The sequence below is a fragment of the Chryseolinea sp. H1M3-3 genome, from assembly GCF_029360725.1.
GTDB lineage: Bacteria > Bacteroidota > Bacteroidia > Cytophagales > Cyclobacteriaceae > Chryseolinea.
The window spans coordinates 489,597-505,384 of record NZ_JARKMY010000010.1 but is presented as its reverse complement, the minus strand read 5'-3'; the positions used below and the strand labels follow the sequence as shown (position 1 = coordinate 505,384).

Genomic DNA, 15,788 nt, shown 5'->3' with positions numbered 1-15,788 from the left:
TCCGTAAATTCTTACATAGAATATATATCCACGAAGGATCATAAATCTATATCATTCGAAAACACCTACTTGCTAGCAATAAAGAATGGAAGTTGGAATACCAATTTAATTCGAAGACCCCTCCTCAATTTTTTTTAAAATGCGCGTAGCTAGTACGTTCTAAACGGTTCCATGAAAAAGACTTTGGTGGTATTTCTGCTGATGGCGCTATCGCTTTCTGTGCTAGGGCAGGAATCAAATTGCGGCGATGGGATCGACAACGATGGGGATGGATTCATCGACTGTTTTGATAGCAACTGTGCAAATAGTGTTGTCTGTAAAGATTTTTATGTAGGCCGTGATAAACTCTGTCAGGTTCCCCCTTCAGGGACTGCAAAGTTCGAGATGAAAGTTGGTGCCAAATCACCTAACCGCTCGACCTGGACATCAGGCTCCATGGTGGTCGGTGATCTTAATAATGATGGCATCCCCGAAGTAGTAACACTCCATCAGGATGATAAAAAAGTCTATATCCTGGATGGTCGTGACCTGAGTTTAAAAAACAGTGGTACAATTAAGGGGACCGCTGAGTATTTTGGTCACGCGATCGGTAATGTCAAGCGCGACAATTGTGGAGACATTTTCATTGCTGAAAAGGAAGGAACAACATTTTACATAGCCTCATACGACTGCAACGGCGGTTTGCAATGGCGTGTACCAATTTATGGTCAGCCCATTACAATGGGACTAGCCGATTTCGACCAGGATGGAAAAGTAGAACTGTATTATCGCAATGAAATACTTGATGCTGAAACGGGTCTCCGTTTGGTAAAAGGTAGTGGGACCTGGACTACAATAGACGCAGGGCCTGTGGCTGTAGATATATTAGATGATGCAGCGTGTACCGATTGTGCGGGCTTAGAACTTGTGCTTGGAGGAAGAATCTATGGCGTGAACCTGGGGGCACGAACGCTTGATGCGGGAACACTTTCATCAGCTGTAACTATTCCGGCTGCTGCGAGCTACTTTCCAAAACTTACCACCTTTGGATGGGTAACCTCCCTTACCAGTGTAGCCGACTATAATCAGGATGGATCTTTGGATGTATTAATGAGCGGCGCGTCAGGTTCGACAGGCGGTGCTACTACTGTTTTTTTCTGGGATGTAAAGAATAGCACGTATAAAGTCTATAAACCACCAAATAATTGGCAACACGGCACAGGAAGGCTCAACATCGCTGACATCGATGGAGATGGAAAATCGAATGCTACGTTCGTTTCCGGAAATCGCCTGTACGCACTTAAAGAAGATTTCACGCCCCTATGGCCTGCGATCTCCATAAATATCAATGAAGGTACCTCTGGGTATACTGGCACTACCGTTTTTGATTTTAATAATGATAATGCCGTAGAAATTGTCTACCGCGATGAAGCGTTTATATATATTATAAATGGTAAAACAGGAAGTGTCTTTACGCAGGCCACGTGTCGTTCAAGAACAGCAAATGATTACCCTATCGTAGCCGATGTGGATGGTGATGGATCTACAGAAATATGTGTGATCTGTGCGACCAACGATACGGATAACATCAATGACATAAGCCGTGCGCCGTTCGGCCAGGTAAGGACTTACAAATCAAATCTGGCTGCATGGGTGCCAGCACGTAAAGTGTGGAACCAACACGGTTATTTTAATGTGAATGTAAATGATGATCTCAGTATCCCAAGGATACAACAGAAACATCATCTCGTTTTCTCATCAGGCTCATGTACAACAGGGCCTAATCGTGCATTAAATACTTTCTTAAACCAATCTCCTTTTCTCGATACAAAAGGATGCCCAACGTATGCCTCGCCGGATATTACCTATGATCCTGCCTCAGTGAAGATCACTCCGCCGACTTGCCCCGACGAAGACTTTTTGGTTTCCTTGAATATAAAAAATGTTGGAGACCTCGGTCTTTCCGGCGTTCTTCCAATAACCTTTTACCAGGGAAATCCCACCCTAGCAGGTGCAGTTAAGCTCAATACGGTAAACATCAACCTCACCAAATTCAATGTCAATGATGTCGTGTCGCTCACGGATATGACAGTTGAAGGTAGTGGCGCCAACTTCACATTATTTGTGGTGCTTAACGACAATGGCTCTACCGTTCCAACGCCCATTAAATTGCCCAATTCTTCTTTTACAGAATGTAACTATACAAACAACATTGTTTCCGCTGGCGTCTCGCCATCGCCATTTACAATTCAAACGGCGCTGATATCGAATGATATAAAGTGTGGAAATAATACAGGACAATCCAACGGAGCGGCGGAAGTGTATCGGTTGGTAGGCGCTGTCAAGGAAACAGTAGGCTATACGTTTTATTGGTTCGATGGCGCTACGGTGGGAGATACTGCCCAGGCGGTTTTCAAAGGCCCGGTAAGAACGGGTTTAGCTGCTGGATCTTACTCAATTATTGCATATCATAAAGGAGCGAAATGTAGTTCAACTACCGCGCAGGTGGTGGTAGGACAGGAGACTAAAACTCTTACGGCAAAGATCACGGAAGACGCGCCCTACACCAGTTGTAAGAATCCGGATGGAAAACTGACCGTATCCATAAATGGTGGTGCCCCCTTCGGGAACTATACCTATGAGTGGTTTGAGGGAAATGTGTTTGGTACAAGTCCAATACTTTCGAAAAGTCATGTGATTACAAACGTGTCTAATGTCGTTTACTCCGTTCTGGTTACAGAGAAAGCTACGGGTTGTCAAATTCTGACATCCGCCAAAGTAACAGACAACACAGTAAGGCCAGTCGTTACGGCTTCGGTCACAGAAGCAAATTGCAATCCGGCAAATTCAGGTAGCGCATCGGCTAAGGTAGGTAATGTTACGAATGGATACGATTTCGCGTGGTATAATGGAAGCAGCGTTAAACCTACTTCCGATTTTGCTGGAAGTACATATTCGAACATCACGGTTGGCGATTATACGGTGGTAGCCACCGATAAGTCCACTGGGTGTAGTTCAGAACCGGTGGTTGTAACCGTTGTTTCAAAACAAATTGTTCCTGTTACCGCTACCGTTACATCACAGCAAACATCCTGTACTACGCCAACTGGCGCAGCCAGTGCTTCTGTGTCAGGAAGTACCTTGGGTTACACCTTCAAATGGTTTAAAGGAAATAACACGCTGGCGGCAAATCTGATTGGTAATGCGGCTCCTATAACAGGACTGGCGGCGGGTGTTTACACCGTTCAAGCTACGAATACGGCCAATGGTTGTATTGATACGGAAGTAGTGACCATCATTGATGCGTATGTCTATCCCGTGGTAGCTGCCGCCACTACTGTTAACAACACCAATTGTACTGGGGCCACGCCTAACGGATCAATCACAATAAATATTAATGGAATTGCCCCTGCAGCAGGACAATTCAACGTAGCATGGTTCGAAGGAAACGGAACAACCACGCCACTAGGAACAACGATAGGTAGTGTAACTGGAGTAAGCAATATAACAGCTCAAGGACTTTCGGCTGGAACTTATACAGTTCGTGTTACCGATATCGTAACTCCGAACAACGGCTGTGCTACTACAACGACTTTTACGATTACCAACACACCTCCCGTTGTTACAATTGACAATGCGGATATTTCACTGGGTCATCAGTCAAATTGCAGTCCGGTAAATGGATCAGCAACCGTTAATGAAATCACTGTGAATGGAGCTGGTCTCGGAAACACAACTGGCTATACATTCACCTGGTTCCAGAGCAATGGAACAACGGTCATCGCAGGATCAGGAACTGCAGCTACCATTGCTGTTCCATTAGCAGCCGGAAATTATTTCGTGCAGGCTACCAACACAGCAACGAATTGTAAATCGCCGGTCACACCTTTTACGATTAATGATACGCACGTCAATCCTGCCGTAACTGCAGCTACCACGGTTAATAACACGAATTGTACAGGCGTTACTCCAAATGGATCGATCACAATAAATATTAATGGTATTGCTCCTGCTGCCGGACAATTCAATGTTGAATGGTTCGAAGGAAACGGCACGACAGTATCGTTGGGAACAACGATAGGTACTGTCACCGGAGTAAGCAATATAACAGCTCAGGGACTTTCAGCAGGAACTTACACTGTTCGTGTTAATGATCTCATAACCCCGAACAATGGTTGTTCCACTACAACAACATTTACGATTACCAATACACCGGCAGTTATTACAATCGACAATGCGGATATTACACTTGGCCACCAATCAAATTGCAGTCCGGTAAATGGATCAGCAACCGTTAGTGAAATCACCGTGAATGGAGCTGGGCTCGGAAACACAACCGGCTATACGTTTACTTGGTTCCAGAGCAATGGAACTACGGTCATTGCCGGATCAGGAACTGCAGCTACCATTGCTGTTCCATTAGCAGCCGGAAATTATTTCGTGCAGGCTACCAACACAGCAACGAATTGTAAATCGCCGGTCACACCTTTTACGATTAATGATACGCACGTCAATCCTGCCGTAACTGCAGCTACCACGGTTAATAACACCAATTGTACTGGGGCCACACCGAATGGATCGATCACAATAAATATCAATGGTGTTGCTCCTGCTGCCGGACAATTCAATGTAGCATGGTTCGAAGGTAACGGAACCACCACGCCACTGGGAACAACGATAGGTAATGTAACCGGAGTAAGCAATATAACAGCTCAAGGACTTTCAGCAGGAACTTATACTGTTCGTGTTAATGATCTCATAACACCGAACAATGGTTGTTCCACCACAACAACTTTTACCATCACCAATACGCCTGCTGTTGTTACTATTGATAATCTGGACATCGTACTTGGCCACCAGTCCAATTGCAGTCCGGTAAATGGCGCTGCAACGGTGAATGAGATTACCGTGAATGGAGTGGGAGCAGGAAACACAACAGGCTACACGTTCACCTGGTTCCAGAGCAATGGAACAACGGTCATCGCAGGATCAGGAAATGCAGCTTCTATTGCTGTTCCATTAGCAGCTGGAAATTATTTCGTGCAGGCCTCAAACGTAGCGACGAATTGTAAATCGCCAGCCACACCTTTCACCATCAATGATACCCATGTTAATCCGGCTGTAACTGCCGCCACCACGGTTAATAACACCAATTGTACAGGCGTTACTCCAAACGGATCGATCACGATAAATATCGATGGTGTTGCTCCCGTCGCCGGACAATTCAATATTGAATGGTTTGAAGGCAATGGCACGACTACAACTTTAGGAACAACTGTTGGTATCGTGGCGGGCGCGAACAGTCAAACAGCTCAGGAACTTTCTGCCGGGACCTACACGGTTCGTGTTACTGATTTAGTAACCCCTAACACCGGATGTTCTACTACAACGACCTTTACCATTACCAATACACCTGCCGTTGTTACTATTGAAAATACAGATATTATCCTTACACATCAGTCAAATTGCAGTCCGGGAAATGGCTCTGCGTCTGTGAACGAGATCACCGTGAATGGAATAGGAGCAGGAAATACAACAGGGTACACATTCACATGGTTCCAGAGCAATGGAACAACGGTCATCGCGGGATCAGGAACTGCAGCTACTATTGCTGTTCCATTGGCTGCCGGGAATTATTTGGTGCAGGCCACAAACACGGCGACGAATTGTAAATCGCCAATCACACCTTTCACCATCAATGATACCCATGTTAATCCTGCAGTAACGGCAGCTACTACAGTTAACAACACCAATTGTACAGGTGTAACACCGAACGGATCGATCACAATAAATATCAATGGTGTTGCTCCTGTTGCCGGACAGTTCAATATTGAATGGTTCGAAGGAAATAGCACCACTACAGCATTAGGGACAACTGTTGGCAGCGTGGCAGGCGCGAACAATCAAACCGCTCAAGGACTTTCAGCAGGAACGTATACGGTTCGTGTTACTGATCTCATAACCCCGAACAATGGTTGTTCCACCACAACGACCTTTACGATTACCAATACACCGGCAATTATTACAATCGACAATGCGGATATCGCACTTGCTCATCAGTCAAATTGCAGTCCGGTAAATGGATCAGCAACGGTAAATGAAATCACCGTGGATGGAGCTGGTCTCGGAAATACAACCGGCTTTACATTCACCTGGTTCCAGAGCAATGGAACAACGGTCATCGCAGGATCAGGAACTTCAGCTACCATTGCTGTTTCATTAGCAGCCGGAAATTATTTTGTGCAGACTACCAACACAGCAACGAATTGCAAATCTCCAGTTACACCTTTTACTATTAATGATACGCACATTAATCCTGCAGTAACAGCAGCGGCCACCGTTAACAACACCAATTGTACAGGCGTCACTCCAAACGGATCGATCACGATAAATATCGATGGTGTTGCTCCCGTCGCCGGACAATTCAATATTGAATGGTTTGAAGGCAATGGCACGACTACAGTGTTAGGAACAACTGTTGGCAGTGTATCAGGTGCGAACAATCAAACGGCTCAAGAACTTTCAGCAGGAACTTACACAGTTCGTGTTACTGATTTAGTAACCCCGAACAACGGATGTTCTACTACAACGACCTTTACCATTACCAATACACCTGCCGTTGTTACTATTGAAAATACAGATATTATCCTTACACATCAGTCAAATTGCAGTCCGGTAAATGGATCAGCAACGGTGAATGAAATCACTGTGAATGGAGTAGGAGTAGGAAACACAACTGGTTATACATTCACCTGGTTCCAGAGCAATGGAACAACGGTCATCGCAGGATCAGGAACTGCAGCTACTATTGCTGTTCCATTAGCAGCTGGAAATTATTTCTTGCAGGCCACCAACACGGCGACGAATTGTAAATCGCCGGTCACGCCTTTCGCCATCAATGATACCCATGTTAATCCAGCTGTAACTGCTGCTACCACCGTTAATAACACTAATTGTACAGGCGTTACTCCAAATGGATCAATCACCATAAATGTCGATGGCGCTGCTCCTGTTGTTGGACAGTTCAATGTGGAGTGGTTCGAAGGAAACGGAACAACCACGCCACTAGGAACAACGATAGGTAGTGTCACCGGAGTAAGCAATATAACAGCTCAAGGACTTTCGGCTGGAACTTATACAGTTCGTGTTACCGATATCGTAACTCCGAACAACGGCTGTGCTACTACCACGACCTTTACGATTACCAACACCCCTCCAGTTGTTACAATTGACAATGCGGATATTTCACTTAGTCATCAGTCAAATTGCAGTCCGGTGAATGGTTCTGCAACGGTTAACGAAATCACCGTGAATGGAGCTGGTCTCGGGAACACAACTGGCTATACGTTTACTTGGTTCCAGAGCAATGGAACAACGGTCATTGCTGGATCAGGAACTACAGCTACCATTGCTGTTCCATTAGCAGCCGGAAATTATTTCGTGCAGGCTACCAACACAGCAACGAATTGTAAATCGCCAGTCACACCTTTTACGATTAATGATACGCACGTCAATCCTGCCGTAACTGCAGCTACCACAGTTAATAACACTAATTGTACAGGCGTTACTCCAAATGGATCGATCACAATAAATATCAATGGTGTTGCTCCTGCTGCCGGACAATTCAATGTTGAGTGGTTCGAAGGAAACGGCACGACAGTATCGTTGGGAACAACGATAGGTAGTGTAACCGGCGTAAGCAATATAACAGCTCAGGGACTTTCGGCAGGAACTTACACGGTTCGAGTTACTGATCTCGTAACACCGAACAATGGTTGTTCCACTACAACAACTTTTACCATTACCAATACACCTGCCGTTGTTACAATTGACAACGCAGATATTACTCTTGGTCACCAGTCAAATTGCAGTCCGGTAAATGGCGCTGCAACGGTGAATGAGATTACCGTGAATGGAGCTGGGCTCGGAAACACAACCGGCTATACGTTCACTTGGTTCCAGAGTAATGGAACGACTGTTATTGCAGGCTCGGGAACTGCAGCTACCATTGCTGTTCCATTAGCAGCCGGAAATTATTTCGTGCAGGCTACCAACACAGCAACGAATTGTAAATCGCCGGTCACACCTTTTACGATTAATGATACACACGTCAATCCTGCCGTAACTGCAGCCACCACCGTTAATAACACTAATTGTACAGGCGTTACTCCAAATGGATCGATCACAATAAATATCAATGGTGTTGCTCCTGCTGCCGGACAATTCAATGTTGAGTGGTTCGAAGGAAACGGCACGACAGTATCGTTGGGAACAACGATAGGTAGTGTAACTGGCGTAAGCAATATAACAGCTCAGGGACTTTCGGCAGGAACTTACACTGTTCGTGTTACTGATCTCATAACCCCGAACAATGGTTGTTCCACTACAACAACTTTTACCATTACCAATACACCTGCCGTTGTTACAATTGACAACGCAGATATTACTCTTGGTCACCAATCAAATTGCAGTCCGGTAAATGGCGCTGCAACGGTGAATGAGATCACCGTGAATGGAGTAGGAGCAGGAAACACAACAGGCTATACATTCACATGGTTCCAGAGCAATGGAACTACGGTCATCGCAGGATCAGGAACTGCAGCTTCCATAGCCGTTCCATTAGCAGCCGGAAATTATTTCGTGCAGGCCACGAATTCTGCAACGAATTGTAAGTCAGTAATCACCGCGTTCACGATTAATGATACGCACGTAAACCCGGTTGTGGCTTTGTCAGCTGCTGTTAATAATACGCATTGTTCTGGTGTAGTACCGAATGGATCCATTACGATTGAGATCAATGGGGGAGCCCCTGTTGCTGACTTTACAATAGCATGGTTTGAAGGAAATGGAACTGGTACTCCGCTTGGTACTACAGTGGGAAGCACAGCAGGACTTAACAATGAAGTAGCACAAGGACTACGTGGAGGTACATATACCGTTCGTGTGACTGATAATGTAACGCCCAACAGTGGATGTCCAGTGACTGCAAGCTTTACCATAACAGACAATTTATCTTATCCCACGCCGAGTGGAACGCCACTCGCGAATACGGCATGTGACCCGACGAAATCGAACGGCTCAATACTCGCCGACGTAGGAGGAACAACGGTTGGCTACACGTTCCATATCTTCAAAGGTCAGAACACGCTTGCGGCGAACGAAGTAACGAGTGGTCCGGCGGCGGCGGCGAACCTCGAGGCCGGAATTTATACTGTACAAGCCATCTCCAATGCAACAGGATGCGCTGGAACAACGGAGGTTTCCGTTGTAAATAACATTGTATTACCTACCATTGACATGACGGCTTCCACCTTGGTGAACTCATGTTCCACTCCGGATGGAAGTGTTTCCGTGACGGCTGTGAGCATCGGTGTGCTTGCTGATTATACATTCTCCTGGTATCAGGGAAATAGTTTGAAAGCTGTAGCGGATTATACAGGTGCAACAGTAAACGGACTGCCATCTGGTAACTATACTGTTATTGGTACTAATAATGTTTTAGGTTGTGATGTTCAGATGCCTGTAACAGTCGCAGTGAACAATGCACCAAACACGGTTATTACTATCTCAGAATTATTAGGTGAACGAATTGTCCCCGCCATTTGTAATGACGCACAGGGTCAGCTTGGCGTTGAGGCTTCGTCGCCGGCGAACACATTGGGATTTACATTCAGTTGGTTTGAAGGGGATAAAAATATTGGGATGACGGCAGAAGGATCAGGACAAAATTTCCCGCTGAATTCTAACCGAATATCCAATGCTGCATCTTTGGAACCTATCAACAGCGGCTTACATACAGTGATTGTATTGGATAACAATACAGGCTGCCAGGATTCACTTACTATCAATCTTCCTTATAGCGATGAAGCTGCTTTGTTAAGTATATTGACTTCTCCTCAAACAGATTGTATCGTTCTTGATGGAAGCTTTGATGCGGAAATTACACCGAGCGCAGGAACGTTATTAGCGCATCCCACTATCGATCAAACCTGGTATAGAATCGATGTGTTTCAAAATGGCGCGTTGATTATGTCACGACCCGGTACAAACCCTTCAACTGTTGTAACTGGTCTGGCTGCGGGAAATTACACAGTTCTTGCTGTGGAGGTCAACCCGGCTCTCAATGGCTGCTCATCAGCTCCTAATGATATTAACATTGCTGATAATAAAGTTTATCCGATCGTTGCTGCCAATATTCTTACGGATAACAAGAACTGTATCGGAGCTTCTGGTACAGGATCGATCTCCCTTAATGTAGATGGCGTGCCAACACCGGCAGCAGGATATACTTACGATTGGTACGACGGCAAACTGATCACAAGTCCGTTACTTCCGGTTGCCAATGTTCTCGCACCAGGTCATACTGCTGTTAATATCGATGAAGGTTTTTATACGGTGAAAGTTACTAGTGCCGCCAATAACTGTACAGCAACAGAAACGCTGCACATCAACGCGGATCCTTATGTAATTTCTATCCCTTCGGCGAGCATCGATATTTCTGATCAAACAGAGTGTAGTCCGGACAATGGATCTGCGAAGGTTCTAGATGTATTTGTCGATGGCATCTCTTCCGGAGGAGTAGCTGGATATACCTTTCAATGGCTCCTGAATGATGGAACGACTCCCATTCCACTGAGCTCAACAACGGACGACGTCGGTACGCCAATTGGTGTTAACGATTACTTTGTCAAGGCAATTAGCAATGCTTCTAATTGCGCTTCACCGCTGGTACAATTCACCATAAAGGATGTGAGTGTAGTGCCTGTGATCACATCGAATACAATTACAGCTAACACAAATTGTTCAGGTGCTTCTCCTAATGGATCAATCACCATCGATGTGAATGGCGGGGTTCCTGCAGCGACTGATTATACGATTCAATGGTATAGCGGAATAGGCACATCAAGTGCGATAGCAGGAGAGACGACAGCGACATTATCAAACCTGGCAGCAGGCGACTACACCGTAGAGGTGACGGACATTCTTTCACCGGGCAACACCTGTGTGAGCACAGCGACGTTCAGCGTTGTTGATGATCTTCCTGTGTTTACAATTAACAGCACAGCGATCACGGTCGGAGATCAAACTGATTGTGTGGCGAATGGTTCAGCAGAGGTTACCGATATTATGATCGATGGTGTATCCAATGGCGGCACGACAGGGTTTACCTTCGAGTGGTTTGATGATGCTGGGGTATCGATCGATGGTCCTGGCGCATCTGCGATTGTTGGTGTTCCGTTAGCAGCGGGTAACTATAGGGTGGTAGCGACAAACACAACATCCTTGTGCAGCTCAGCTGCCATGGTGTTCACGGTTGATGATGTGAGTTCAACGCCTTCGATCACATCGAATACAATTACAGATAACACAAATTGTTCAGGTGCATCACCTAATGGATCGATCACCATCGATGTGAATGGCGGGGTTCCAGCCGCGACTGACTATACAATTCAATGGTATAACGGAATAGGCACATCAAGTGCGATAGCAGGAGAGACAACAGCGACATTATCAAACCTGGCAGCAGGCGACTACACCGTAGAGGTGACAGACATTCTTTCACCGGGCAACACCTGTGTGAGCACTGCTACGTTCAGCGTTGTTGATGATCTTCCGGTGTTTACAATCAACAGCACAGCGATCACAGTAGGAGATCAAACCGATTGTGTGGCGAATGGTTCAGCAGAAGTTACCGATATCATGATCGACGGTGTATCCAATGGAGGCACGACAGGCTTTACCTTCGAATGGTTTGACGATGCTGGCGTATCGATCGATGGTCCTGGCGCATCTGCGATTGTTGGTGTTCCGTTAGCAGCGGGTAACTATAGGGTGGTAGCGACAAACACAACATCCTTGTGCAGTTCAGCTGCTATGGTGTTCACGGTTGATGATGTGAGTTCAACGCCTGTGATCACATCGAATACAATTACAGATAATACAAATTGTTCAGGTGCATCCCCTAATGGATCGATCACCATCGATGTGAATGGCGGGGTTCCTGCAGCTACTGATTATACGATTCAATGGTATAGTGGAATAGGCACATCAAGTGCGATAGCAGGAGAGACAACAGCGACATTATCAAACCTGGCAGCAGGAGACTACACCGTAGAGGTGACAGACATTCTTTCACCGGGCAACACCTGTGTGAGCACTGCGACGTTCACCGTTGTTGATGATCTTCCGGTGTTTACAATTAACAGCACAGCGATCACGGTAGGAGACCAAACTGATTGTGTGGCGAATGGTTCAGCAGAAGTTACCGATATTATGATCGATGGTGTATCCAATGGAGGCACGACTGGTTTTACCTTTGAGTGGTTTGATGATGCTGGTGTATCGATCGATGGTCCTGGTGCATCTGCGATTGTTGGTGTTCCGTTAGCAGCGGGTAACTATAGGGTGGTGGCGACAAACACAACATCCTTGTGCAGCTCAGCTGCGATGGTGTTCGCGGTAGATGATGCAAGTGTCACGCCTTCGATCACATCGAATACAATTACAGACAACACAAATTGTTCAGGCGCACCATCTAATGGATCAATCACCATCGATGTGAATGGCGGGGTTCCTGCAGCGACTGATTATACGATTCAATGGTATAATGGAATAGGCACATCAAGTGCGATAGCAGGAGAGACGACAGCGACATTATCAAACCTGGCTGCAGGCGACTACACAGTAGAGGTGACAGACATTCTTTCACCGGGCAACACTTGTGTGAGCACTGCGACGTTCACCGTTGTAGATGATCTTCCTGTGTTTACAATTAACAGTGCAGCGATCACAGTAGGAGATCAAACTGATTGTGTGGCGAATGGTTCAGCAGAGGTTACCGATATTATGATCGATGGTGTATCCAATGGCGGCACGACTGGTTTTACCTTCGAATGGTTTGATGATGCTGGGGTATCGATCGATGGTCCTGGTGCATCTGCGATTGTTGGTGTTCCGTTAGCAGCTGGAAACTATAGGGTGGTAGCTACAAACACAACATCCTTGTGCAGCTCAGCTGCGATGGTGTTCACGGTTGATGATGCAAGCGTCACGCCTGTGATCACACAGAATACAATTACAGACAACACAAATTGTTCAGGTGCCTCCCCTAATGGATCGATCACCATCGATGTGAATGGCGGGGTTCCAGCCGCGACTGATTATACGATTCAATGGTATAGTGGAATAGGCACGTCAAGTGCGATAGCAGGAGAGACGACAGCGACATTATCAAACCTGGCAGCAGGCGACTACACAGTAGAAGTGACAGACATTCTTTCACCGGGCAACACCTGTGTGAGCACTGCTACGTTCAGCGTGGGAGAAACTCAAAACGTGGTTGGAATTAATAGCAATGACATCGCCACCATAGATAATTACGACTGCCAATCTCTAACGGGAAGCGCATCGGTCACAGATGTTATTTTTAACGGCCTACCTGTTGGTAATACTACAGGATATGTATTTGAATGGTTGCAACGCGATCTTACGCCGGTTGATCCAGGCACTGGGTCAACTGTAGGGATAAATCTTATCGCCAATGATTATTTTGTCAGAGCAACACATGTAGCCTCAAACTGTGTCTCACCATTGGTACCGTTTACAATAGAAGATGTCACAGTGATACCGGTTGTCGTTGCTGTCAAAGATTTTGACAATATCGCTTGCAACACGAATTACACGGGGCAGCTAAGCGCATCCGTTTCAGAGGGATCGACAAGCGGAGTTACTGCGGGATATACGTTTGAATGGTTCTCCGGTAGAAACAATACCAATCCTGCTGATTTAATGCATACTGGCCCCGTTTTATCTGGTGTGCCCGAAGGTGACTATACCGTTCTCGTAACCGATACCTCAACACCATCTGCAAGTTGTACGAATATGGCAACGCTTACCATCGAACGTAAGATACCTGTCCTTAATGGATCGTTGACAGCAAATGCACAAACCATGTGTACACCTGTTCAGGATGGAAAACTGACGGTGGACGAGATCCAGCAATTCCTTGATGGGGCAACCACTTCCTTTGATATGGACAATGTCATCGACAGGAATAAATTTTCATTCCAATGGTTTGACGCAAATTTAGTTGCGATAACACCTGTATTAAATGGAAATCATATTTCGCCTGATCTTGGAAACGGTATTTACTATGTTCAGATTAGTGATGCCCTGGGATGTGCATCGGATTATATCATTGGCGAAATTGATGATCAAACTGCCAAGCCGCAGATTATATTGGACGAATTTAAAAATCCTGCCGTCTGTATTTTGCCTGAGGTGAAAGGTAGTTTCTTTGTATCAACTGGTAATAACACGAACTCTTCCGACTATACTATCGAATGGTTTCAGGGCAATAACACAACCGGAACGCTGGTGGAGCCGAACAGTCCTTTCCTAGGAAACATCGATTACACCAACGTGTTGGAGTATACGGTCCGGGTGACTAACAATACGACGCATTGTTACAGTCTGGAGACTTATAAGCTCGCAACAGACACAGTTGCAATCCAGGTTGTTGCATCAGCCGTTCCGTTGACCAGCTGTGTGACAGACAATGGTAGTTTGTTTGCTGCTACAAGGACGGGCTCGGGGCAGTTATACACAATTGAATGGCATAACGGCTCAGTCGTTGATGCAACCCCTGACTTTACTTCAAACGAAGTGCTTGTCGTTCCCATCGGAACGTATATCGCTATAGCCAAACACCCGACACTTAACTTTTGTGCGTCTATTTCAGATACTGTAACCGTAGGTGATGGTAGGGCATATCCTGAGGTTTCGGCCATGCAGAAGGCTCCGCTTACATATTGTGATCCAGGCAATGCGAACGGTGTGGCGGTTGCATCAGTCAATGGAAGTGTGATTGGATATACGTTCGATTGGTATGAAGGATCCGCAACGAACTCGATATATACAGGAAGTGAAGCTGGTATTCTAAAGGCCACAACTTACGTGGTCAAAGCTACTGATGTGATTTCAGGTTGTGCGGGTACCACCACCATCACGATTGGAAGTGATCCGCTCACTACACCGATGCCGCAAATTAACGTAATCTCCAACCGTACGGATTGTGAGATCCATGACGGTGCACTGAGTGCTGACGTAAACGGAGTAACGAAAGACTATATATTCAATTGGTATAACGGACCGGGTATCAAAAGCCAGGCAGATGCATCCGGTGAAATATATGAAGCGCTCGATGCGGGTATATATACCGTTACGGCCATTGATCGCACATCTGGTTGTACATCCATGCCTGTGCAGAAAGAAGTGATTTCCATTGCACAGTACCCTGACTTTGACATCGTAACAGTTAATACGAACTGTAATGAAAATATTGGTAGCGCATCAATCAAATTATCCGGGGACGTCGAAGTAAAGGCGATCGAATGGGATATCCAGGGAGCGATTGAAATAGGACCCCAGGCTTCGGCGCTGCCTTCAGGAGTTTTTACGGTTACGGCAATATCTTTCAAGAATTGTAAAACACCTAAAACCTTTGAAATCAAAACGGATCTTTCCATCTATAATGGCGTATCGAGAAACAATGATGGCCTGAATGATTTCTTCGAGGTAGGTTGCATCTCTGAATATCCAAACAATTCCGTTAAGATTTTTAACCGTGCTGGTACACTTGTCTTTGAGGCAAGCGGATATGATAATGAAGATGTTTATTTCGATGGTATTTCAAACCGTGGAATAAATATCCTGGGCAATGAGCTACCCGATGGAACGTACTTCTATATCATCAATAAGGGAGATGGTTCCGAACAAAAGACCGGATACTTGGAATTACTGCGTTAAGA

Annotated in this window: 1 protein-coding gene; it reads left to right on the top strand. The window is 45.8% G+C overall.

Going from position 1 to position 15,788, the window contains the following annotated elements:
• Positions 1-171: 171 nt before the first annotated feature.
• Entirely contained in the window at positions 172-15,786 is a 15,615-nt protein-coding gene (locus P2W71_RS18950; RefSeq protein WP_276372889.1) for a gliding motility-associated C-terminal domain-containing protein, read from the top strand.
• The last annotated feature ends 2 nt before the right edge of the window (positions 15,787-15,788 follow it).